This is a genomic window from Streptomyces sp. UNOC14_S4 (genome assembly GCF_020740835.1).
Taxonomy (GTDB): domain Bacteria; phylum Actinomycetota; class Actinomycetes; order Streptomycetales; family Streptomycetaceae; genus Streptomyces.
The window spans coordinates 1-22,612 of sequence record NZ_JAINFC010000064.1 but is presented as its reverse complement, the minus strand read 5'-3'; the positions used below and the strand labels follow the sequence as shown (position 1 = coordinate 22,612).

General features: G+C 70.7%; 20 protein-coding genes and 1 pseudogene. 9 read left to right on the top strand and 12 right to left on the bottom strand.

The genetic code is table 11. The features are described from left to right. Positions 1-1,067 (top strand): annotated as a pseudogene (locus K6I34_RS08685) (hypothetical protein); the annotation flags it as partial. A gap of 230 nt (positions 1,068-1,297) precedes the next feature. Further along, positions 1,298-3,469, top strand: a complete 2,172-nt coding sequence (locus tag K6I34_RS08680) for a hypothetical protein (RefSeq protein WP_229323879.1) — start codon at positions 1,298-1,300, stop codon at positions 3,467-3,469. 70 nt (positions 3,470-3,539) lie between these two features. On the opposite strand, the gene K6I34_RS08675 is transcribed toward K6I34_RS08680, so the two are convergent. Beyond that, positions 3,540-4,640, bottom strand: a complete 1,101-nt coding sequence (locus K6I34_RS08675; protein ID WP_229323877.1) for a glycosyltransferase family 4 protein — start codon at positions 4,638-4,640, stop codon at positions 3,540-3,542. 234 nt (positions 4,641-4,874) lie between these two features. Beyond that, on the bottom strand, positions 4,875-5,768 hold the full coding sequence (locus K6I34_RS08670; protein WP_229323875.1) for a hypothetical protein: 894 nt from the start codon (positions 5,766-5,768) through the stop codon (positions 4,875-4,877). A gap of 615 nt (positions 5,769-6,383) precedes the next feature. Here K6I34_RS08670 and K6I34_RS08665 point away from each other — a divergent pair. Next, a complete protein-coding gene (locus K6I34_RS08665) occupies positions 6,384-7,538 on the top strand; it encodes a serine hydrolase (protein ID WP_229323873.1) in 1,155 nt (384 codons plus the stop codon). Between the two features lie 189 nt (positions 7,539-7,727). Then, positions 7,728-8,909 (top strand): aminotransferase class I/II-fold pyridoxal phosphate-dependent enzyme, encoded by a 1,182-nt coding sequence (locus tag K6I34_RS08660; RefSeq protein ID WP_229323871.1) that lies wholly within the window; start codon positions 7,728-7,730, stop codon positions 8,907-8,909. Here K6I34_RS08660 and K6I34_RS08655 read toward each other — a convergent pair. The 7 genes from K6I34_RS08655 to K6I34_RS08630 form a co-directional block, all read right to left on the bottom strand. After that, positions 8,862-9,614 (bottom strand): serine hydrolase, encoded by a 753-nt coding sequence (locus K6I34_RS08655; protein WP_229323869.1) that lies wholly within the window; start codon positions 9,612-9,614, stop codon positions 8,862-8,864. The two genes, K6I34_RS08660 and K6I34_RS08655, sit on opposite strands and share 48 nt — an antisense overlap. 35 nt (positions 9,615-9,649) lie before the next feature. Beyond that, entirely contained in the window at positions 9,650-11,530 is a 1,881-nt protein-coding gene (locus K6I34_RS08650) for an ATP-binding cassette domain-containing protein (RefSeq protein ID WP_229323867.1), read from the bottom strand. 171 nt (positions 11,531-11,701) lie between these two features. Continuing rightward, complete coding sequence (locus tag K6I34_RS08645; protein ID WP_229323865.1) at positions 11,702-12,412, bottom strand: lasso peptide biosynthesis B2 protein; 711 nt, start codon at positions 12,410-12,412, stop codon at positions 11,702-11,704. Continuing rightward, the gene (locus K6I34_RS08640; protein WP_229323863.1) at positions 12,406-14,142 is read right to left on the bottom strand and encodes an asparagine synthase-related protein; all 1,737 of its coding nucleotides are present in this window, start codon (positions 14,140-14,142) and stop codon (positions 12,406-12,408) included. Before K6I34_RS08640 ends, K6I34_RS08645 begins: the two co-directional genes overlap by 7 nt. A gap of 90 nt (positions 14,143-14,232) precedes the next feature. Next, positions 14,233-14,361 (bottom strand): hypothetical protein, encoded by a 129-nt coding sequence (locus tag K6I34_RS38225; RefSeq protein ID WP_275127012.1) that lies wholly within the window; start codon positions 14,359-14,361, stop codon positions 14,233-14,235. 129 nt (positions 14,362-14,490) lie between these two features. Next, positions 14,491-15,120: an HAD family phosphatase gene (locus K6I34_RS08635; protein WP_229323860.1), complete on the bottom strand. Its 630-nt coding sequence runs from the start codon at positions 15,118-15,120 to the stop codon at positions 14,491-14,493. Then, positions 15,102-16,397, bottom strand: coding sequence for a helix-turn-helix domain-containing protein (locus K6I34_RS08630; protein ID WP_229323859.1), 1,296 nt, complete (start codon positions 16,395-16,397; stop codon positions 15,102-15,104). The genes K6I34_RS08635 and K6I34_RS08630 overlap by 19 nt, the downstream gene beginning before the upstream one ends. Positions 16,398-16,575: 178 nt before the next feature. Between K6I34_RS08630 and K6I34_RS08625 the strand changes: the two genes are divergently transcribed. Beyond that, positions 16,576-16,800, top strand: a complete 225-nt coding sequence (locus tag K6I34_RS08625; protein ID WP_229323881.1) for a hypothetical protein — start codon at positions 16,576-16,578, stop codon at positions 16,798-16,800. 13 nt (positions 16,801-16,813) lie between these two features. On the opposite strand, the gene K6I34_RS08620 is transcribed toward K6I34_RS08625, so the two are convergent. Then, entirely contained in the window at positions 16,814-17,008 is a 195-nt protein-coding gene (locus K6I34_RS08620) for a hypothetical protein (RefSeq protein ID WP_229323857.1), read from the bottom strand. After that, positions 17,005-17,355, bottom strand: a complete 351-nt coding sequence (locus tag K6I34_RS08615) for a DUF6415 family natural product biosynthesis protein (protein ID WP_229323855.1) — start codon at positions 17,353-17,355, stop codon at positions 17,005-17,007. The genes K6I34_RS08620 and K6I34_RS08615 overlap by 4 nt, the downstream gene beginning before the upstream one ends. A 96-nt stretch (positions 17,356-17,451) precedes the next feature. Here K6I34_RS08615 and K6I34_RS08610 point away from each other — a divergent pair, with 96 nt between their 5' ends. The 4 genes from K6I34_RS08610 (at position 17,452) to K6I34_RS08595 (ending at position 21,261) form a co-directional block, all read left to right on the top strand. Then, positions 17,452-18,471, top strand: coding sequence for a helix-turn-helix transcriptional regulator (locus tag K6I34_RS08610; RefSeq protein ID WP_308293979.1), 1,020 nt, complete (start codon positions 17,452-17,454; stop codon positions 18,469-18,471). Between the two features lie 10 nt (positions 18,472-18,481). Beyond that, a complete protein-coding gene (locus tag K6I34_RS08605) occupies positions 18,482-18,646 on the top strand; it encodes a DUF397 domain-containing protein (protein WP_229323852.1) in 165 nt (54 codons plus the stop codon). A gap of 134 nt (positions 18,647-18,780) precedes the next feature. Next, on the top strand, positions 18,781-20,343 hold the full coding sequence (locus K6I34_RS08600) for an FAD-binding oxidoreductase (protein WP_229323850.1): 1,563 nt from the start codon (positions 18,781-18,783) through the stop codon (positions 20,341-20,343). 540 nt (positions 20,344-20,883) lie between these two features. Beyond that, entirely contained in the window at positions 20,884-21,261 is a 378-nt protein-coding gene (locus K6I34_RS08595; RefSeq protein ID WP_229323849.1) for a nuclear transport factor 2 family protein, read from the top strand. Between the two features lie 26 nt (positions 21,262-21,287). Here K6I34_RS08595 and K6I34_RS08590 read toward each other — a convergent pair. After that, positions 21,288-22,612: wax ester/triacylglycerol synthase family O-acyltransferase (locus K6I34_RS08590; RefSeq protein ID WP_229323847.1), on the bottom strand; the 1,325-nt coding region annotated here is incomplete at its 5' end.

The window sequence follows — 22,612 nt, the reverse complement described above, 5'->3', positions numbered from 1 at the left end:
CCCCCGGCGGCACGCTCTGGTTCACCACCGCGGGCACCCGCCCCGCGCTGTGCCGCCTGGGTGCCGGTGATTTCGGTCCGGTCGTCTGGGACTATCCGGCGGGGGAACAGCCGGAAGGGCTGGCCGTCGGGCCGGACGGGAAGATCTGGGTGGCGCTGGCCGGGTCGCACCGGGTCGAGCGGCGGACCCCTGTCGGCGAGCTGGAGAAGACGTACAGGACGAGCGTGCCCGTCTCCCGCCTCGCGGTGACGGACGGCCTCGTGTGGTTCAGTACGGCCGACGGCGGCGCCGGGTTCCTCACCCTCGCCACCGGGCGGAACCACGTGTGGCCCATGCCGACAGCGGGTTCACGCGCCGTCGACGTGGCCGTCACCGGGGACGGTGCCGCCTGGTTCGCCACCGTCGGCAAGGGCCTGCTGGCCCGCCTGCCGGCCCCGGGGCAACCAGCCGTGCACCAGGCGCGAGCCGGAGGGCTCCAACTGGCCCGGCCCGGCGAGGCGTTCGGAACCCTCCTGGCCGTCAGGGTGCTGGACAGCGGGGAGACGCCCCTCGTGGGCCGCGAGGTGCTCTTCGACATCGACACCACGTCGTCGGCCTCGTTCCCCGACGGCTCGCGCACCGCCGCGGCCATCACGGGCGCCGACGGCGTCGCTGTCGCGCCCCGGATCACGGCGGGAGCGCACGGCGGCTGGTTCCACGTGCGCACCCGGTCGGCCGACCTCGCCGTACCGGCCGACTTCCTGCTGGCGATCGGGCCCGTGACGGCCACTGTCGAGGCCCGGTCCGGGGACGATCAGGTCCGGCCGCCCGGCGCCGCGTTCGACCCGCTGGTGGTACGGCTCACCGCCGACGGACCGGCCCCGGCGGGTGTCCCGGTCACCTTCACGGTGACGTCCGGGGACGTCACCTTCCCCGGCGGGGCCGGGACCGCCCGGGTCACCACGGCGGGCGACGGCACCGCCGCGTCACCGGTGCCGCACGCGGGCGACACCCGTGGTGAGGCCACCGTGGCCGTCACCGCGTGGGGCACCGAGGCCACCACCTCCTTCACCCTGCGCGTGCGCTGAGCGCTCCGCTGGAAAAGCTGGAAAGCCGGTACGTCAACTGCGGGTGCGTCGTGGCTGGTCGCGCCCACGCGGCGGAGCCGCACAGCGCAGCACAGTCCCGCGCCCCTTCGGGGCGCTGCCGAACCGCACCGGACTTCGTCAGGCCCGCTTGGCGCCGACGCCGACCGCAGGCCCTCTCCTTCCCACCCGACAGTGCGCGACCCCGACACCGCGCGACGGAGGACAGACGGATGACCACAGACGCCACCCAGAGCCCAGAGAGCCCGGACACCCCAGACAGCCCGGACACCCCGGAGATCCTTGAAGCGTCACCGGCCCCGTTCGAGGGTGAGACGCACATCGTCGTCCCCGAGCGGCAGCGCGTCAGGGGCGAACTGGCCCCGGCCATGGTCCGCTCGTTCAGGGCGGGTCTTGCCGCGACCTCACGGACCGGCGAGATCACCCGCTTCAACCTCGGCGCGGGCCGGGCGCCCCACGGCGTCGCGGCCGGTCCCGACGGCCGGGCGTGGGTGACCAGCCAGCGGGTCGGATACCTGACGGCGCTGAACGCCGAGTCCGGGGCCGCGACGCGCTACGACCGCGGCAACCCGCCGCTGACCAACGCCATCGTCGCCGATCCGGGGCCCCGTCAGGCCATGTGGTACTCGTGGTGGGTCCCGCAGATCCACCGCGACCCCATCGGCTCCTTCGACATCCGCCAAGGCACCTACACGAACCACATCCTGTACGACCGCGGGCAGCCGGAGTCCATGGTGGTGGCCAGGAACGGCCGCCTGTACTTCACCGAGCCCGTCAACCGGTGGATCGGCATGATCAACCCCGCCGACCCGACCGAGATCGGCGAGTGGCGCGTCCCCGAGAACGGCCAGCCCTGGGGAATCACCGAAGCGCCCGACGGCCTGCTCTGGTTCACGGACCGTCAGAACGGCACCATCCGGAGCTTCGACCCCGAAAAGGGAATGTTCGTCAACAGCGTCCGGTTCCCGGTGGGAGGAACCCTCTCCTACTGCACGGCCGCCGCCGACGGACGCGTGTGGGCGGCCGACAACACGGCCTTCGTCCGGTACGTCAACACCGGGAACCTCTCGACGGGTTCCGTCCCCCTGCAGGCCGGCACACGGGCCCAGGATGTGGCCGTCGGCCCGGACAACAACGTCTGGGTCACGGTGACGGGGGCGGTCAACCAGATCGCCTGCGTGAACGTCCGCTCGCTCCAGGCGGAGACCTACCCCGTGTCCTGGGGAGCCCCGTACCACATCACCAAGGGGCCGGGGAACGCCGTGTGGTTCACGACCCCGGCCACCGACTCCGTGGCCCGCCTCACCGTCACCCCCGCCGAGACCAAGCGACTCGACATCGTCTCCGGCGACGGGCAGTCCACGATGGCGGGAACCCCCTTCCCCCAACCCCTGAGGGTCCGCGCCCTCAGCGGCCCCCATGAGGGCGAGGACGGCGTGTCGGTCAGCTTCGAGATCAAGCGCGGATCGGCCTTCTTCGCCGCCACGGGAAACCAGTTCCTCCAGGTCACCACGTCCGGGGGCGGCTATGCCACGGCCGCTGTCAGTGCCCGTACGGCCCCCGGCCCGGTCGAGATCACCGCGACCGCCTTCGGGGTTGCCGAGCCGGCCCGCTTCCGACTCACCGTCAGGGCGGCGCCCGCGCACATCACCCTCGTCGGGGGCAACAACCAGTCGGCACCGGCGGACGGCACGTTCGCCACACCTCTCTCGGTCGAGCTCCTGGACAGCGACTGGCGACCTGTGGAGGGTGCGCCGGTGACGTTCGCCGTCCAACCCGGAAGCGCCACCGGCCACTTCGGCGGCCAGGGCTCGGTGACGGTCCACAGCAACGCCAGTGGCATCGCCACCTCGACCGCGCTCCACGCGGGCCCGGCACAGGGCACGTTCAAGGTCGATGCCTCCACCCCCTCGGTCACCCAGCACGTCATGTTCGACGCGACGGTCACCGGCGCCGTGCCGCAGTTCTCGCTGTCGCCCGGAGGGCCGCCGGACGTGACGCTGAAGCGCTCCGGCAATATCGGCTACCCGGGTGTGCGCCTGCTGTCCCAGGCCGACGGCCGGGTCCCGCCGCAGAAGGTGAGCGTGACCCTCCCGGCGCAGAAGGACCTGCAGTTCGTCGCCGAGGGCAGTCCGGGATACCAGCTGACGGTGATGGACGAGCAGGGGAATCTGCACCACCGCGCCGACGGGCTGCTCTCGGCGGACGGGCAGACCCTCACCTTCGAGAACGTTGAGCTCTTCCTGCCCCGCAGGGGCTCGGCGTCCACGCTGTGGGTCGCGGTGAAGGCGTCCCCGGGCTCCCCAATCAGCAGCACGGAGCTGACCTTCGGGGTCGGCCCCCGTACGTCGCCCTCCACCCCCATCCGCGTCACGACCGGGTGACCTCGCAACAAGGCGGGAGGCGGTGCCGGGCGCTCGCCCGGCACCGCCTCCCGCCGTCCCGGCGCCGTGGTCACGCGTGGCGCCCGACCCCGAGGCCCGGGGCGCCGTCGCCGGGGCCGGGACCCATCTCGCTCGCGTCGACGAGCGTGCCGAGCCCGCGGACGCGGGTGGAGGTCCGGCGGCCGGCGTCGTACAGCGACTCCACGGCGTCGCACCAGACGTCGAGGTCGGGTACCGCGCTCAGCTCGCGGGAGCGGGCCTTCGCGCGGCGGGAGGCGCGGGCCCAGTTCTTCGGGTCCTTCAGGGACATCAGGGCGTGGATCCAGGCGTTGGCGTCGTCGCGGTAGGCGAAGATCCCGGCCTCGCCCATGGACTCGACGAGCCCGGGCGTGGGGTGGGCTATCACGGGAATGCCGGACGCGAACGCCTCGACGGCGACCCGTCCCCAGGACTCGTACAGGCTCGGCATCAGCACGACGCGCGCCCGGCTGTAGACGTGCTCGCGCATCCGCTGTCCGGGCACGCCGTCGACGACCTCGCAGTTGGGCAGCCGGGGCGGTGGCATGATCTGCTGCCCGTACGCGCCGCGGACCCCGAGGAACTTCCATTCCGGTGTCCACGCGGCGATCTGCCAGAAGAGCTCGCCGCCCTTGTCGGGGTTGAGGTTCACCAGGGTCGCGTGGTCGCCGGGCTCGGTGCGGTATTCCTCCGCGATGACGGGTGGGCGGACGACGACCGTGCACTTGGGCAGGAATTCCTTGGGGTAGCGCGCGTAGAAGATCTCGCCGTCCCGCCGGATCCATTCGCTGTTGTAGACGACGAGATCGGCGCCCGCCGCGTTGTGGAAGCTCTGGGCGAAGTTGTCGTGACAGATCACGACCATGGGTATGCGCCGGGCGTTCGCGAGCCCCGCCACGAGCGGGACGTTTTCGAAGTGGGAGAGAAGGACGTCCGCCCTGTGCGCGTGCGCCGCGAAGTCGGTGCCTTCCTGGTACGGGACGACGCGCACCCCGTCGATCTCGTAGCCGGTCTCGATGGTCCCGGGGTGCGACAGCCAGACCGTCACTCTGTGGCCGCGCTCGGCGAGCGGGCGGAGCATCGAGTGGAGCATCCATTCGGACCCCGCGTTGTGGGCCGGCGGATATCCGTACACCCGGGCCGTTATGGACATACTGCGTGAAGAAGTGGGAGTTGCGGTCAGCCTGTGCGGGCGGGATGCCACCGTGTCCACGTGCTGGTACTTCCTCTCCGAGTGGGGGCGGTGCGAACCCGAGCGAGGGCAGTGCGAAGGCGCGACGCGGAGGCCCTCCCGGGGCGCGGCAGGGCCTCCGCGAACACTCATGCCGTCCGGGCTGTTCCACGTCGGGGGCCGTGGAATCCGGCTGGGGCGTGGGCTCCGGCGTGGTCATTTCTCCTTGATCTGGATCAGTGTGGACGGCGACGTCCTGTCGCCCACGCAGAAGAGCAGGCGGGTCTCGGCCGCCGGGCCGTTGTCGAGGGCCTTCACCCCGATGAACACCGTAGGTGCCGGGGTCTGTCCGGAGAAGTGCAGGTCGACCTTCGGGACGGTGAGCGCCTGCCCGTCCTCCGACAAGGTCCCGGGGTAGTAGAACGTCGGCCCGTGAAGTGCGGGCAGGACGGTCACACCGTGGTCGACGAACTGCAGGCGCTTCCCCTCGGGGAGGGCCACGTAGACGTCCTGCGGAGCGGGTGTGCCCGGCGCGCCGCCCAGCACCACGCCCGGGTAACCGGGGCCGCCCCCGCGCACCAGCTGCACGGGGTCCGGCCCGCCCGGCGACACCGTGAAGTCGATGTGGTCCACGACGCGGACGGGGGTCGACGGCGACGCCTGGTCGCCCACGCAGAAGGTCAGGGCCGTCTTCCCTTCGGAAGCGTTGTCGGTGGCCTTCACCGCGACCCACGCCGTCGACTTCGACCCCTTTTCCGACAGGCCCAGGTCGACCGCCTTGAAGAGGACGGCCTGCCCGTCCTGCACCAGCGCCCCGGGGTAGTGGACCGGATCCGGCGCCTTGTCGTGCTGCACGGTCAGCTGGTAATGATTGACGCCCTCGTCGACGAACTTCAGCCGCTTGCCCTGCGGGAGGGCAACGTAGACGTTCAGCACGGGAATCGCGCCTTCGTCGGTCGCGAGCTTGACGCCCGGATAGCCGGTTTCGCCGAAGCGCGATACGTACACGTCGGGCGGCCCTCCCGGTATCACCGAGAACGGTCCGGTGGCCCGGCTGTCCTCGGCCGGTCCGTCGGCCCCGGCTAACGGGCTCTGATCTGAATCGGTCACGGTGGTCGTCCTTTCGCTTCGGACAACAGGGATTCACCGGGCGTGGGCGCGCGTCGACCCGACTCGTGCACGGATTCGACGACATCCGATGGCAGGGATTTCTTGGTGCCGCACAAGGCTGACCCTGGACTGCACCGGCGCGAAAGGGGGGCGCGTACGTACCTGCCCTTCTCCGCCATGCGCCGGTATCGCCGAACCCCGCAACAGTCGGCGTGATATGCCACATGCATCCCGTGGGACCTTCGCGACATCATCCCGTGAGCCCCACGGGGCAACTCGGCCTTCCGCAGCCCCGGGCGTCCCCTGCCGAGTCGGTGGACATTGACCGGGAATTGGTCAAGCGGAATCGGCCACGCGGTGCGGGCACCGCGCCTGAACCCCCGTCCTGGCGACGTTGTCGCCAGGACCGGTCAAAAGTGGCCGGTCCTTGATCTGGTCCGGTGACCAGAGCGAACGCGATCATTCAGGGGCGCGCCGCCCCTGCGAGCGGGAATCCCACGCGGGGGAACGGCAATCGCCCACGGGACGAAGCCAACCCAGGAAAGTGGGAACTCGATGAAGATGTGCTTACCCTCGGGACCGAGCGGGCCCGGAAGATCCGGTCGGGGCGGCAGGGTGACCGGACGCCGCGTCGTACCGCGGCTGGCGGCCGTCGTCATCGCCGCCGCCGTGGCGATGACGACGGCCGTGTCGGCGCAGGCACAGCCGACCGCCGACCACGCCGACACCCAGGCACTGCTCAACAGCTACCAGGTCAACGCCGGGCCGGGTGCGGCTGTCCACGCAGGCAACCGCACCGGCTCGTGGGACCTGTACAGCGGGACCGCGGACACCGGCGCCAAGCGGCCCATCGGATCCAACGACCAGTTCCGCATCGCCAGCCAGACCAAGACGTTCGCCTCGGTCGTGGTCCTGCAACTGGTCGACGAGGGCAAGGTCGAGCTGGACGCCCCGATCGAGCGGTACCTGCCCGGCGTCGTCGCGGGCAACGGCTACGACGGGAACAAGATCTCGGTACGGCAGATCCTGCAGCACACCAGCGGAATCGCGGCGTACGAACCGCTAACCGATGCGCCCCCTGCCAACCCGGACGGCTCCTACGCCCTGGACGCGCTGGTGCGGCGAGCGCTGAAGCACCCCCCGGCCTCCAAGCCCGGCACCGCCTGGCTGTATTCCAACGCCAACTACGTGATCCTCGGCATGCTCATCGAGAAGACCACGGGCGTCTCGACGGCCCAGGCGATCACCTCCCGGATCATCGAGCCGCTCGGTCTGACCCGGACCGCCTACCCCCGTCCCGGCGACAAGAAGCTCGACAATCCGTATCTGCCCGGCTATGTCGGTGGCCGGGTGGGCCCGTTCTTCCTCTGGACCAACCGGACCTTCTCCGTGGAGCCGTCCCTGTATGCCACGGCAGGAGCCATAGCCTCGACCGAAGAGGACCTGACCACGTTCGACCAGGCACTGGCCGACGGAAAGCTCATGTCACCGGCGATGACGGCCCAGATGCGCACGACGGTGCCCATGCCCGGTTTTCCCGCCGCTCTGAGTTACGGCCTCGGGCTGATGCGGCTCGACCTGTCCTGCGGCGGGCAGGCCTGGGGCCACCTCGGCGACATGCTGAACGGACACTCCTCCGGGACCTTCGCCACCGACGACGGCCGGCACACGGCACTGGTGACCAACGGCTACCTCCTGGTGAGCAACGCGGGAGCGACGAGGCGGGACCAGGTGGTCGACTCCGCGCTGTGCGGCACGCCGGTGGGCTGATCCACCGGTCCGGTGGGCGATGCGGACGTCACCCGGATGGCCATGGCCGACTCGCTGCCGCTTCCCGCGCGGGCGGTGCGGGTAGGAACGATGCGCTGCCGGCCAGGCACGCGGCGGGCGGGTCTGGTCCCCCTCGTCCCGTACCCGGGCGGAAGGCGGGCAGGGCCTCCGTTCACCTCAGGGAGAAGAATGCGCACCGGGCCAGGACGGTCTGCGATCCCCTCGCTGTTCCGCATGCTGGAGTGGCACGAACACATCGAGGCGGAGCGGCAGCGACCGGGTGCCCGTGTGTTCCTGTCCGACTACAACGGTGGTCACCCCTACGTGGAGAAGTACCTCGGGGAACTCGCCTGCACCGCGCCGCATCGCCTGGCGGACATCACCCGGTACGCCGGCCTGGATGAGGACCTGGAGCTCCGGTCCAAGATCTCCGCGATGCACGAGGAGTACGACCAGGTGGCCTACAGCGAGCGGAATGTCGTCCCGGCCGGTGGTTCGAGCAGTGTGCTGGGGACGTTCGTCACGTGGCTGGCCATGAACGGCCACCGACGCATCCACTACGTGGCACCTGTCTACTACAAACTGGCCTATCTCCTGCGCGAGTTCGGCATCGACCCGGTCCCGGTGGCCTCGGGCCATGCGTACCAGCCGGGGTTCGATCTTCGTTTGCCCGACGAGCGAACGGTCCTCGTGCTGACCGACCCCGTCTGGTACGCCGGCCGCCGCGTTCCTGTGGAGGTCCTGGACGCGATCGCGGCGTGGCAGCGGGCCACCGGCTCACTGGTGTTCGTGGACGGCACGTTCCAGTACATGTCCTGGGACGGAAGACCGGGCGAGGCCAGCGCCCGCCTGCCGGTCGAGCGAACCCTGCGCATGGTGTGCCCCACCAAGTACCTGGCGATCCACGGGTACCGCTGCGCCCACCTGCTGGTGCCCGCGGCGCTGCGCCAGGAGCTCGCCGATCTGCACATCAACCTGCACGGTGACGTAGCCGTCTCCGATCGTCTCTTCGCCCACCGCGCCGCGGACCTCATGACACAGCACGGCAACGGCGACCTGGTCGGACACATCCGCGACAATCACGCGCGGCTGACGGCGACCGGCGCGCTCGCCGCCTGGATGCCTGTCGAGACCGGCTTCTTCCTCTTCGCCCGGCCACGTGTCCCGCACCGCTGGTTCCTGGCGCTCGACGAGCAGTACTTCGAACTCAGTGGCCACCCGGGCTACGTCCGCATCAACCTGCTCAATCACACCGCCATCGAGACGCTCGCCGCCACAGTCGCGGACCGCCCCGCCCCGGGCTCGCCCCAGGACGGCACGGCGTCAGGCCCTGCCGGTGAGGGCATGCCGACGGTCCCACACTCCGGCTGAGACACGGGCCAGCAGCCGGGCTGCCGGATCGTCGACCGCGCAGCCGTTCGCCAGCGGCCCGCTGTAGCAGACGGCGAGGACGTAGGGAGCCGCGTCCGCGGGATGGATGACGGCCGCGCTGTGGCGCAGTCCCGGGAACCAGCCGTTCTTCCCGGCCAGGCGCGTACCCGGGGGCAGCCCGGCCGCGATGTCCGCACGGTGGACGTTGTGCTCCAGCAGGGCCAGCACCTCCGGCTCCAGGGACTCCAGCAGCCGGACCAGATCCCGGGCGGAGACCCGGTTGTGAACGCCGACGTCGCGGCCCGCGTAGTCCTCGATCCCGCGCGGGCTGGCGTCGGCCGTGACACCGGCCCGCAGCCAGACCTGAGCCACGGCCGCCGGTCCGACCTGCGCCAGGCACAGGTTCGTCGCGAGGTTGGACGAGTGGGTGACCATGCGGTCGGCGAGCCAGCGTACGGAAGCCAGGCCGCCGATCCGCCGCCAGGGCAGCGGATCGCTGTCCCACTCGGGGCTGTTGCCGTAGCTGCCGCCCGTCACCGACCGGAACTCGTTGACCACCGGAATCCGCATGTCCAGGTCGATACCACTGCGGTGCACAGCCGCCAGCACGGCCACCTTCATGGTGCTCGCCGCATCATGAAGGACATCCGCGTTGCGCAGCACCACCGGCTCGTTCCCCCATGGCGCCACCACCATCGACAGCATTCCCGCATCGTATCGACGGCCCCACCACCCGGGCATCAGAGGAGACCGACGCCGTCCCGGCTGCACCGGTCCTCGACGATCCTGCCCGAGCCTTCCTGGAGTTTGTACAGCTCGAAGAACAGGCCGCCGAGATCGATGAGTTCGTCGAAGGTACCCGCCTCGACGATACGTCCCTGGTCGAGGACGATGATGCGGTCCGCGAGCCGGGTGTTGGCCAGGCGGTGGGTGATGAAGAGAGCGGCCCTGCCGTCGGCGAGGTCACGGAGCCGGGAGAGGACCCGGTGCTCGGCTCGCGCGTCGAGGGCGGCGGTGGGCTCGTCCATGACGAGGACGGGGGCGTCCCGGTGGAAGGCGCGGGCGATGGCGATGCGCTGCCACTGGCCGCCGGACAGATCGTGTCCACCCCACCACGAGCGGGCCAACGAGGTGTCCAGTCCATCGGGGAGCTCGGCGATGACCGTGTCGGCTCCAGCGGCCTGGGCGGCCGCGTGCACCGCTGCGTCCCCATTGTCCTGGGGCTGGCCGAGGGTGATGTTCTCGCGGGCGGCGAGCGGCCACCGGGTGTAGTCCTGGGGTACGAGCGAGACGTTGCCCATCACCGCGCTCGGATCGGCGTCGGCGAGGTCGATGCCGTCCCATGCGACAGTTCCGCTGGTGGGCAGGAACAATCCGGTCAGCAACTTGGCGAGCGTCGTCTTGCCGGACCCGTTCTCGCCGACCAGGGCCACGACCTCGCCGCGGCTGATGGCCAGGGTGACGCCCTCCAACGCGGGCCGCTCGGCTCCCGGGTAGGAGAACGACGCCGCCTCCGCGCTCACGATGTGCGGTCCGTCGGCAGGCAGCGGAGTGGAGCCGCGTCGGCTCGCCCAGTGCTGGGCGATGTCGAGGAAGCGCGTCCAGTCGTCCAGGAGCAGCGACAATCTGAACGTCGTGGCTCCGGCCGTCACGGCGGCGGCGAGCGCGGCACCGCAGGTGCGCATGCCGATGGCGGCGGCTCCGGCCGCGGAGGGGTCGACGCGGCCAATGGCGGCCAGGGCGACCAGCACGCCCCAGGTGAAGAGCATCGCGACCTGTGCCAGTGTGTCGCCGGTTCCCTTGATGAGGAGCGCTTGGCGGGAGGCGGCGAGCTGATCGGTTTCGAGCCGGGTGGAGATCGCGCGGTATTGGGCGGTGAGGTACGGGGACATCGTGCCCGCGCGCACCTCCGGTGCGGTATTGCGGTCGGTGATGTGATCGCGGAAAGTCTGCCTGAGCCGCCTGTCGGAGACGGTGCGGTGGTGCGCGGTGTGCTCGATCCGCGCAGCCCGCACGGCTCCCCATGCCCGGGGAAGGACGGCGAGAACCAGCAGCGGCAGCAGCACCGGGTGCAGGACGGTCACCACAGAGGCGGCGGCGACCAACTGCGCGGCAGCGGAGGTGAGGGCCTGCGCGCCAGTGATGAGGTCGCCGGTCGCGTGGGCACCGTCGCTGCTCGCCCGGTACGCGTCCATGTAGGCCGGGTCCTCGTACGCGACGAGCTCGGCGCTCGTGGCGGCGGCGATCACCGCGAGGTCCGCTTCACGGACGGCCTTCGGCCCGAGCTGCACGGCGGCTGCGCGGGCGAGGGCGTCGGCGACGTAGCGGCCGGCCCCCGTGACCGCGACCACTGCCAGCGGTACGGCCGCGTCGCGCAGCCCGGTGGTGATGTCCGTGCGGTTCTTGAAGACGGCCCCGAGGACGCGGGCGGTGCCTGCGAGGGCGACGGCGGTCAGTACAGCCGCAGTCGCCTGGAAGCCGAGGAGACGCAGCAGCGCGCGCCGGTCGGTGCGCCAGCCGTGGCGCACCGCCTGTCGGAGAGCCTGCGGGAGACGACGGGCGATCTGCCGGGTGTTCAGGGTTGCCGAAGCGTCGTGATGGCGATGGGGCTTGAGACGCATCACCGGGACCGCACCCGGCGCCGTGGAGGGTCGTGTCACCCGCCTATGACGCTCGTAAAATCACCGCGTCGGCAAGGGCTGATTTGTCCCCGCCCAGTATCGTCTCCGCAGGCCACCTCCCACATGCGTCAACTTCGATAGAAGTAGTTCACCCATGTGGGTTGGTGGCGCTCAGACTGCGATCACAGGTATCCAAGGCCGGTCCACGGCCTCCTGCCCGTCACGGCCCACTGCCCCGTCGGGGACCTCGGCCCACGCATGCGCGGCGTGCGGCAGGAACCGGGCGCCCAGGACCCACCGGGCCCGGCGCCCGAGCAGCGCGGCGCCCACGACGACGGTCAGGCTCGTCTCCATGCAGGCGAGACGCCCCCGCCACCACGGCGGCCGCACCGTGAGGACGGCCGCGTACAACATGCCCAGATCCTTCGGCGTGGCGTACGGCAGGCAGGAGATGGCATGCACCAGACGGACCCGGGCGCGCAGCGGTAGCCGCAGGACGGCGAGCGCCACGGCGAGTGCCACCACCGCCAGTATGCGAAAGCGAAGGCGGACCTGATCCGGCACCGCGACGGCAGGAGGCAGCCGCCGCGCCAGGTTCTCGGGCGCGGGCGCCGGTTCGTTTCCGGGAGCGTCGGTGAGCAGTCCGCGCGCCACCAGGTGCTCGACGGTCTCGGAGATCGCGGGGGCCACCACGGCTTCATCCGTTCCGCGCCATGCGGCGACTTGCCGGGCGAGACCATCGGTGGTGCCGCGCGCGATGATCACTTGCCAGATGCGGGAGGCGTCGGGGTCGAGCATCACCCACTGGCCGGAGCGGCAGTCGAGGATCGCGGTGCCCTCGCGGCACGATGCGTGATGAACCCCTGCGGGTGTGGTCAGCACCGTGCCGCTCCTTCCATGTGTTCGGCGCCCGGCGTGGGCGCGGGCGGGTTGGTGAGCCAGTGGCAGGCCACGAGGAGCATGTGGAGGTCGGCCAGCCCCGTCGAGTGCTCGCCCCGCGCCAGGATCTCCAACGACCGTATCGCCGCGCTCGCGTCGATCAGCCCCGCTTCGGCCAGTGGTGAAGTACGGATGAGATCACGCAGGTGGGGAAGATGACGGGCCAGTCCTGCGAGCCGCCATGCGGTGAAGTTGCCCTTCGACTGGCGGCTGGTCAACCACCACGGCAGCTCGGGAAGCGCGGCGGCGAGCAGTGACTTGAAAACGCAAGGGCGGTTGAAGGGGTCGACGGCGAAGGCTGCCCGCACGACCTCGTTGTCCAGGAACGGGTGCGCGGGCCGCACCCGGTGGAAGGCGTCCAGCGGGGCGGCGGCCCGGGAGCAGGCGCCGGTGAAGTACAGCGCATCCCACTGGGCGAACTCGACGGCCCGCCTGTCCCTGGCCTGGTGCGCGGCATGCCGCAGCAGTCCCGCGACCGCTTCGCGCCCGTCGTCGGTCAGCCAGGACGCCGCAGCCCCCAGCTGCAACCACGACCACGCCCTCACCCGGCCGGAAGCCGGGGTGCGTCCGGCCGCGATCCGGGCAGCGGCTTGGGCAAGCGCGTGGGAGTATCCGGCGGACGCTTCCCTGACCTGCTGCCACAACGAGCCCGGCGCAGCGTTCTGCGCCCTTGCCCAGGCGACGACCTGACGGTGCGCCTGGTGGCGGTGACCGGCTTGGAGCAGGCCGACGAAACGGGCCGAGCCGATACTCAGGACGACGTCACCGCCGTGCCCGGTCAGGTGGCGGCGAAGCCCTGCGACGGGGGCGAGATACGCGGCTTCCATCGACGCGTTCGCCGCGCTCAGACATGGCTCGTCACCGGCTGGGACACCCTCGGCGAAGTCGAACGAGAGCTGAGCAGGGCCGCCGGCGACGACGTGGTGGCGGACGCCGGCGTGCTCGGCGACGCGGACGGCGAAGGCGGTGTCCTCGCCGCTGGTGTACGGGTCGCTGTAGGTCACCGCCCGGACCTCGCCCAACGGCGCGGCGAGCAGGACGGCGGTGGAGGAATCGAGCCCGCCCGACAGGTCCGCGCCGACGGGCCCCTGCCCACCAGGCATGCGCAGCGCCACCGCGTCGGTGAGAGCCTTGCCGAAGACGGGGGCGCCCTCGGCAAGAGGGCGCCGACTGGGCATGGCCGTCACATCGATCAGCCGCACCGAGCCACCGCAGGCCAGCAGGAGCGCGCCTCCGCCGGGCACGGCGCGCACCCCGGGGTAGAGGCTGTGGTCGGGCCAGTGGTCTGTGGCCACGAGGCGGGCGGTCAGCAGCGGCAGGTCAGGCGACCCGTCGGCCAGATCCCGGGCCCTGCTCGCCCACCGGACGATGGCGCCATTGAGCGTGTAGAACACGGCGCGCAAACCGGCGAGGTCCCCGCACACCAGCCGCTCGCCGGGGCGGTCGGCGATGACCCAGTACGAGCCCGACCACATCGTCAGCTGCGCCCACCTGCCGTCAGCGACCGCGTCCAGTGCCGCGTGCAGCTGCTCCTCGGTGGCGCCGCATTCGCCCACGGCTGTCAGCTGTACCGGGCCGTCGGCAGCAGTACGTACCGTGACCCCGCCGCCGGATCGTACGGCCGTGCCGGGTCCGTTTCCGGCCATCCACATCACCTCGAACGTGCTGTTCATCGCGCACTCCTTTCCGGGCACGGGCCGGGGCCCAAGCTGTGTGTGCCCGGGCCCCGGAGGTGACGATCGATGTGTCGGAAGAGGCCGGGATCAGGTGGTCTCGGCCTCCCAGTACTGCGAGCCGTCGGCATTGTTGAAGTTCTTGTCGCCGAGGGTGAGCTCGTCCACGTCGTGCTCGCTGATCTGCGGGGCGAACCCGCTGATGGGCTGCGCGTTCATCAGTTCCTCCCCTTCAGGACGGAGGTCCCGCCGCCTGGTTGTCCGGGCGGCTTGTGAGGAAGTGAACCGCGAAAGCCGCTGCCTGAAACGCAGCACCGTTGCGACCCCGCAGCACCGTTGCGGGAAGGTTCAGACCCTGCCGCCGACCGGCAGGCCGAGGAGCGCTTCCACCTGCGCAATCGTCGCCGCCGAAGTGGTGGCGAGGACGGTGGCCATACCGAGTTTTTCCGCCGGGGGAAGGTTGCGGGCGGTGTCGTCGACGAACACGCACTCCCGAGCCGGCAGGCCCATGAGGTCGAGCATGATCGTGTAGATTTCCGCGTCCGGCTTGCGCATCCGGTATTTCTCGGAGATCAGCACCGCGTCATACAACGTCTCCAGGTCGTACCCGTCGTACGGGTCGCACGGCGCGCTGCCGAGGCTGTTGGAGAGAATGCCGACCTTCACCCCGGCCCGGCGCGCGGACTGTGCCGCCCGGATCATCCGCGGCTCGGGGTGCAGGTCCCTCAGCACCCGGCCCAACAGGTTCTCCGCGTCAGCCAGGCCGAGGAGGGCACCCATGGCGGTGTTCCACTCGGCCTGGGTGATCTTCCCGCGCTCCAGGTCCGCGTACAGGGCTTTGCCCGCCGGGTCGACGGCGAACGCGTGAAGGAAGGCGTCCTCCGGCAGCCCCTCGTGCCGGGCGAAGCTGCGGGCACAGTCCGGTACAGGGGTGGTCAGGACGCCGCCGAAGTCGAGGATCAGGCCAAGCCGCGGCACGCGTTCTCCATACTGTGGCGGACATCGGTCAGGTGCTCGGTCAGCGAACGCGTCCCGGGCAGGCGCAGCGGGCGGAGACGCGCGTGCACGGCGGTGATGCGGCGCAGCGTCTCGTCGTGGTGGACCTGCTCCAGCAGCGCGAGGGAGGCATGGGCGTCGTCGATGGCCGCCTCGGGGCGCCCGGCGGTGGCGTAGGCATCGGCACGGTCGGCGTGCGCGGTGGCCCGGTGGCGGCGCATCGACGGATCGAGGTGGTCGAGGGCGGCGTCGAGACGGGCGAGTGCGGTCTCGTGCTTGCCCAGGCGGACCAGGTCGCCGCCTTCATAGGCGTCGAGTTTGGCCGCGTCGAACCAGCCGATGCCGTGCCACTGGTCATCATCCGTCGGGGACTTGATGTGCTCGCGGGCGTCGTCGATGAACTCCCGGCAGCCCTTCTCGTCGCCGAGGGAGGCGTGCATCTCGGAGGCCACCGCAGCGCACCAGGCCCGCATCCGGGCCGATCCGGCCTTGGCGTGATCGACGGCGGCGAGCACGCAGTCCGTGCCGCCCTCCCGGTCGCCCTCGTACGCGGTCTGGAACGCTCGCCCGGCCCACAGCAGCGCGAAGAGGTCCTGGTCGCCGGACGCCTTCGCGAGCTGAAGGCCCGTTGCGACGTATGCCTTGCCGTCCTCGCGGGCGCCGAGGTCGAGGAACGCGACGGCGCCTGCTAGAGCGGCCATCTGCCCCATCTGTGACAACAGCCCCTTGCGTACCTTGTCGGCTTGCCGCTCGGGCTGGAGCGATGCGAGGAGCTGGAGATGCGACCGGGCGGCGTTCAGCAGTGCCGGCGCGGGCATCTGCTGGTAGCCGCGCCGGTAGGCGGCGCTCACCACCCCCAGCTGCTGCACCGTCGCAGCGTCCACCGCCGTGGTGTGCGCCGCATACGCGATGCGTCCCGGCTCAACGGACGCGAGCATCCCGGCCAGCGGGGCGACGGCGGCCCCGAGCATGAACTTCCGCCTCTCCACACCAGCCAACTGTTCCATCTCCTGCCCGGTACGGACATCGGTTTGAGGCCATCGCTTATCGAGCGCGAGTATGAACACGGGGTCCATCCCCAACACCCCGGCCACGACTTCGGCAGTCGAAAGACTGTCCAGGGCGAGGACACCTCGCTCGACCTGCCCCATCCACGACTCCGACTTGCCGAGGCGATGGGCCAGGTCACGTTGCGACATCCCCTTCCGCCTGCGCCCCTTGCCCATCCTGATACCGACGACCTTGTCGATCTCGCCCATGGCGGTCCCCTCCTGGGGGATCGGGTGGATGCGTCAGCCTTGCGGTGGAGCGTCCGGAACGGTAGCGGGGTCCAGCACGGCGGGTGCAGGTGGTACGCGCCCCGAGGACCCGCGCTGCGTGTCGCGGCGCGTGGCCGCATGCTGAGGGGGGCGGCCGGTGACGAGCGAGGAGGCGGACGTGGAGCACGAGATGCGCGCGGAGTACGGGGAGGGCGTCGCCCCCGGGCAGGCGGACGCCCCGGTCAAGCTGTGGCACATGGTGCGGCTGGACGGCACCGAGGCGATGTGCGGGCTCGACCTGGCCCCCGGGTCGGCCACCCAGTCCGCCGACGCCTGGGGCACCCCGCAGGGCGAGCCCTTCTGTCACTCGTGTGGCGCGCTGTACCTGCGTGAGGTGCCCTGACGGGAGCCGCCGGTCAGGGCCCGTAGCCGGGGTGCATCCGGGCGTAGTGCCGCTTCTCCGTGGTGAGGTACTTGGCGAGCGCCGCCGAGTCACCCCGCCGTACGGCGGTCCCCATGGCCCGGCGCAGCAGCGCGCATACGCCGCACGGGTTGCCGTCGCGGTCCGTCGGCATGGCCGGTGGGCCGCCTGTGTGAGGCAGCGGGATCACGCGATCACCCCCGCGCCGTCACCCGGCTCGGCGAGGGCCAGTCCGAGCAGCGCCTGACACGTACGGGCGAGCTCCTGGGCGTACACGGCCCGCGCGGCGACCTCGGCTCCGGGCCCCGGCGGCGAGTCGAGCTTCGCGCGTACCCCGTCGAGGATCACCCCCACGATCTTGTCCTGCCCGTGCTCCTCCCAGTCCTTCGCCGCCACCTCGGCCATGAGCCGTACGAGATGCCAGCCCAGGGCGGCGACGAGGCGGTCGAGGTCGTCGCCCGACGGCGTACGGTCCAGGGTGCGGCGGATCACGGCGTTGAGGGTCGGACGACGCGCCAGCGGCGGCAGTGAAGGCATGGCGGTACCAGGGCAAACGGGCATGGGTCAGCTCCGTGGGAACAGGGGTACGGCGGATCGCTGCGCGGTGTGAAAAACGGCGAGCCGTCGCGGTACATGGGCGTGCCCGCTTCAGGGCATCGGCACAGGGGAAACGCATGCCGATGCCCTCCGGGCGAGCGCTTTCGAGGGGTTCCAGTATTTCGGCAGCTCAGACCCGATGGCCAGCCATGTGCTATTCAGGTCTGGGCGGCGAAATTTGCTGTCGGGCAAATACGGAGGGGAGCGTCAACTATGGGGTCGTCTGGTGGAGTTGGCCCAGCGGGGTCACTGCAGGAGCTGTTCGGACGCAGGCTCAGGCGGCTGCGCGAGCGACACGGCCTGACACAGACTGAGCTCGGACGAAAGGTGCCGATCTCTCAGGGGCGGATTGCTCAGTTCGAGAACGCAAAGGAGCTGCCGACGGCGGATGTGGTCCGGCGCTTGGATGCGGTCCTCGACGCGGACGGGGAACTGGTCGATATCTGGGGGATGGCTGGACGAGGGGTGTACTGGTCTCTGGCCGACACCTTCCGGGAGGCAGAGGAAAAAGCCATCCGCCTCTACCACTTCGCCAACATGATCCCGGGCATCGTCCAGACCGAGGACTACGCGCGCGCCATCATCACGGAGTGGTACGAACTCCTCGGCGGCATCGATATCGAGGAGAGCGTGAAGGCGCGAATGGATCGGCAGTCGCTACTTGAAAAGCCAAATCCGCCATGGCTGTGGTGCGTAGTGGACGAGGCCGCCCTGCACCGCGTGGTCGGCAGCCGTGCAGTCATGCGAACCCAGTTGCTGCGCATGCTGGACTTGGGCACACGCCCCCGCATCACATTTCAAGTGCTCCCGTTCCAGCAGGCCATCCCGGGAGGATTTGCCTCAACCATTGTTGCTCTGATGGCCATGCCAGATGGGCGTCAACTTGCCTACCAGGAAGCCGGATTGCACTGCGGCTTTGCCGCCAACCCCGAAGAGGTTTCCTCCTACATTGCCTTCTACGATCACGCGAGGGCCCGAGCCTTGCCACCCGCCGAATCTGCCGACTTGATCCGCACGCTCATCGAGGAGCAATACAGTGACAACGCACAGCTCTGATCTGACAGCCATGGCCTGGCGCAAAAGCACGTACAGCCAGGGGAAAATCGACTGCGTCGAGATGTCCGACGACCTCCCCGGCGCCACCCCCGTCCGCGACAGCAAAGCGCCCAACGGGCGCGAGCTCGCGTTCCCGGCACCGTCCTGGTCCGCGTTCGTGGCCCACGTCACCTGAGGGCTGACGTATCCGGTCTGCCGCGTGTACGTTTCTGGGCGTTCAAGCCGCGCTGCTGGACCGGAGGGCTCACCTTGGAAAGAGCGGACCGCAACTCAGTCAATCGCCGCGCGCTTCTCGCGACCGTCGGCGCGATGGCGGTAGGCAGCGCGTTGCCCGCCGCGGCCGCCGCCGCGGGTGGGCCGGAGGCGACGCCGTTCGGGCCGGTGACGGTCCGCCCGGACGACCGCCGGTACACCAGCCTGCTGCGCGGCAACAACTTCCGTTTCGTGGGCAGCCCGGACGAGATCCGGGTGGCCGGGTCGACCGGTCAGGTGGTGCGGGCGGTGTCGGACGCGGTGCGCTCCGGGCGCCGGGTCGCGGTACGCAGCGGCGGCCACTGCTTCGAGAATTTCACCGCCGACCCGGCGGTACGTGTGCTGGTGGATCTGTCGCCCATGGACGCGGTCGGCTACGACGCCGGGCACCGCGCGTTCACCATCCAGCCGGGGGCGACGCTCGGCCAGGTCTACCGGGAGCTGTTCAAGGGCTGGGGTGTGACGGTCCCGGCGGGCGGCTGTCCGGAGGTGGGTGCGGGCGGACACTTCGTCGGCGGCGGGTACGGGCCGCTCTCCCGCCGGTACGGCTCGGTCGTGGACCACCTGTACGGCGTGGAGGTGGTGGTCGTCGACCGCGACGGCACCGCCCGCGCGGTGGTGGCCACCCGCGAGCCCGGCGACCCGCACCGCGACCTGTGGTGGGCGCACACCGGCGGTGGCGGCGGCAACTTCGGCGTTGTCACGCGCTACTTGCTGCGTTCACCCGGTACCACCGGCACCGACCCGTCCCGCCTGTTGCCGCCCTCGCCCAGTGAGGCACTGATGTGTCTGGTCCGCTGGGACTGGGACCGGAAGATGACCGAGCAGGCGTTCACCACGCTGCTGCGCAACTTCGGGGCCTGGCACGAACGCAACAGCGCGCCCGGCTCGCCGGCCACCGGCCTGTACGCGGTCCTCATAGCGTCGCGCCAGGGCCCCGGGGGCATCTCGATGGTCGTACAGGCCGATGCGGGCATCCCGAACGTCCACGGCCTGGTGGACGACCTCGTCTCCGCCGTGACCGCGGGCGTCGGCGTCGAGCCGGTCCGCAACGCCCAGTGGACGATGTCCTGGCTGCACCGGATGACCTGGCCGGGCACCGGCGAGCCCGGCGACGTGATCACCCGCCGCTACAAGAACAAGGCCGCCTATCTGCGCCGCTCGTACACCGACGCCCAACTGTCCGTCATCTACCGCTGTTTGACCGACTCGACCAGCCCCTCGGCCAGTGGCGTGCTGCTCGTCGGCTACGGGGGCCAGGTCGGTGCGGTGCGGCCACAGGACACGGCGATCGCCCAGCGTGATGCGGTCATGAAGGCGGTGTTCTACGCGACCTGGGAGCACGAGGCGGACGATGCGGCCGGCCTGTCCTGGATCCGGGCCTTCTACCGTGACGTGTACGCCGACACCGGTGGTGTGCCCGTACCCGGCGAGGTCAGTGACGGCTCCTACATCAACTACGCGGACGCCGACCTCGCCGACCCGGCGTGGAACACCTCCCACGTTCCGTGGCACACGCTCTACTACAAGGACAACTACCGGCGGCTTCAGCAGGTGAAGGCCCGCTGGGACCCGCGGAACGTGTTCCGCCACGCGCTGGCGATCGAGCCGCGCGCCTGACGACGTGACGGTCGCGACGGCCCTCGCGGCCCGCACCGCGAAGAAGAGCGTCAGGCGCCAGGTCATGTAGCCGCGTTGATCGAACGTCTATTTCCGACTGTTCTACTTGCTGGCACTGACCCCTTCGAGACCCTGGAGGACCATAGTGATCAAGCGTGTGGGAGTCGGCGTAGCGGCGGCTGCGCTGTTCAGCCTCGGTGCCGGTGTGGCGCCGGCCGATACGGCCGAGGGCGGCACCGCACGCCCGGCCGGAGACGGGACATACGTCCCCGGTGCTGTCCCGGCTGTGCGGGGTCCCTCGGTTCCCCCCGTTTACCAGAGCGCCTGGATCAACCACGAGGAGCACCGCGTACTGACGGTTGGTTCGTCGGGTTCAGCCCCGCGCACCGCGGTGGAGGCCGCAGGCCCGGTGACCCCCGAGGCCTGCACCTCCACCCCCATGGGCTGTATATGACAGGGTGCGGTGACCGGGATGGTCCGCCGTGATCGGAAGGCGGCCCGCGGGACGAGCGCACGCGCAACGGCTGGTATTACTGGAGCATGCAGGAAGAGACGGCACGCTCCGCGATCGACACGTTCATCTCCGCGTTCAACGCCTCGGACGACAGCTATGTGACTGCCCTGCTCTCCCAGGCCCTGACCTCGGACGTGGTCTTCTGGGGGCCGCTGGGTCGCATCGAAGGAATCGCGGCGGTCGAGCGGTTCGTGCTGGACATCCGGCGCCACCCGGCGGGGACCGGCACGATGGTGCGCTGCTCAGCGGTGGACATGCCGGACGAGTGGGCCCGGTACCAGTGGGTCTTCACCACGCCGGATGGAGGCCCCCGCCTGGCGGGAACGGACGTCGTCCATCTGCGGCGGGGCCTCATCGACCAGGTCATCGTCTTCGCGGGGGAGATCGAGCCGTCCGCCTCCTGAGTCGTCCTTCTGTCGCTGACGGTCTCTCAGGCGCCGCAGACGGCGACCAGCTCGGCCGCCTCCTCCGTGATCGACCGGGCGAGCAGGTCCAGGTCCGGCACGGCGACCGCGTCGGCGAGGAGGCCGAAGAAGACGTGGTTCTCGTACGTGGTGATGCCCACCGCGAGGGACTGGCCGGGCGCGAGGGGGGCGAGCGGGTACGCCTCGCGGACGCGGCTGTTCGCGAGCGTGAGGCCGTGCGCGCCGCGCAGCGGGACGCTGGAGACGAGCAGGTCGTAGAAGAGACGGCCCGAGCGGGCGATGAGGCCGCCGCCGAAGCGGTGGCCGAGGGGCGGGATGAAGTCGGCGAGCAGCGCGACGGCGCCCGCGCCACCGGCGGGCCCGGCCTGCTTGTTGCGTTGCATGGCCTCGCGTACCGCGCGCAGGCGGGCGCGAGGTTCGGCCTCGTCGACGGGAAGCCGGGTGAGGTAGCCGGAGAGCCGGTTGCCGGAGGCGGTCGGGTCGCTCGGGTCGCGCAGCGAGACGGGGACGAGGGCGCGGGGGCGTACGCCGTCGCTGCCGTCGCCGCGCTTGTCGAGCCAGCGCCGCATGCCGCCCGCGACGACGGCGAGGAGGACATCGTTCGCCGTACCGCCCGTGGCCTCGCGGATCCGGTTCACGTCGTGCAGGCCGACGACCGCGCCTTCCGCCCGGCGGGCGCCGGTGGCGCGGGAGACGAGGGCGGGGGAGGAGTTCACGTCCAGTGCCGCGCCGACCATGGCGGAGGCGATGGAAAGCCCCCGTCCGGCGTCGGTGACGGCCCCGCGCACCAGGCCGGGCAGCTCACGCAGACCGGGCAGGCGCAGCAGGCCGGAGTCGTTCTTCCGCGGCCGGGGCGCGTCGGCCGGACCATCCGATGATGCCCCGTCGAAGAGCCGCAGGACGTACGACGCAGCGCGCAATCCGTCCGCGTGGGCGTGGTGGAACGTGAACAGGACGGCGAAGGATGCCCCGTCCGCGCCGGGCAGCACATGTGCCGCCCACGGCGGCCGCTCCCGGTCCAGCGGCTGCTGCATCAGGATCCCGGCGGCTGTGAGGAAGTCCCGTACGGGCGTGGTGAGATGCACGTGGTCCAGCGGATCGAACCCGGGGGCGACCGCACGGGCCGCGCCGCCGACGGAGAACAGGACGGAGCGTATGCGGGTGTTCAGGCCCGGCGTACGGGCCGCCCGGGCGGCGATCAGCCCGGCGGCACGCTGTGCCGCGTCCGGGGTGTCGGCGTCGAAGACGAAGAGCCCACCCATGTGCAGGGGATGACCGGCGGACTCGATGTTCCAGAAGGCGAGGTCGAGCGGGGAGAGCGGTTCGGGGA

Excerpts from the sequence above, each read along its gene's own strand:
- K6I34_RS08605 (WP_229323852.1), top strand. The coding sequence starts at position 18,482 with ATGGCCTGGCGCAAAAGCACGTACAGCCAGGGGAAAATCGACTGCGTC.
- K6I34_RS08650 (WP_229323867.1), bottom strand. The coding sequence starts at position 11,530 with ATGCGTCTCAAGCCCCATCGCCATCACGACGCTTCGGCAACCCTGAAC.
- K6I34_RS08615 (WP_229323855.1), bottom strand. The coding sequence starts at position 17,355 with ATGCCTTCACTGCCGCCGCTGGCGCGTCGTCCGACCCTCAACGCCGTG.
- K6I34_RS08610 (WP_308293979.1), top strand. The coding sequence starts at position 17,452 with ATGGGCGTGCCCGCTTCAGGGCATCGGCACAGGGGAAACGCATGCCGA.
- K6I34_RS08680 (WP_229323879.1), top strand. The coding sequence starts at position 1,298 with ATGACCACAGACGCCACCCAGAGCCCAGAGAGCCCGGACACCCCAGAC.
- K6I34_RS08600 (WP_229323850.1), top strand. The coding sequence starts at position 18,781 with ATGGCGGTAGGCAGCGCGTTGCCCGCCGCGGCCGCCGCCGCGGGTGGG.
- K6I34_RS08660 (WP_229323871.1), top strand. The coding sequence starts at position 7,728 with ATGCGCACCGGGCCAGGACGGTCTGCGATCCCCTCGCTGTTCCGCATG.
- K6I34_RS08655 (WP_229323869.1), bottom strand. The coding sequence starts at position 9,614 with ATGCTGTCGATGGTGGTGGCGCCATGGGGGAACGAGCCGGTGGTGCTG.
- K6I34_RS08640 (WP_229323863.1), bottom strand. The coding sequence starts at position 14,142 with ATGAACAGCACGTTCGAGGTGATGTGGATGGCCGGAAACGGACCCGGC.
- K6I34_RS08595 (WP_229323849.1), top strand. The coding sequence starts at position 20,884 with ATGCAGGAAGAGACGGCACGCTCCGCGATCGACACGTTCATCTCCGCG.
- K6I34_RS08630 (WP_229323859.1), bottom strand. The coding sequence starts at position 16,397 with ATGGGCGAGATCGACAAGGTCGTCGGTATCAGGATGGGCAAGGGGCGC.
- K6I34_RS08675 (WP_229323877.1), bottom strand. The coding sequence starts at position 4,640 with ATGTCCATAACGGCCCGGGTGTACGGATATCCGCCGGCCCACAACGCG.
- K6I34_RS38225 (WP_275127012.1), bottom strand. The coding sequence starts at position 14,361 with ATGAACGCGCAGCCCATCAGCGGGTTCGCCCCGCAGATCAGCGAGCAC.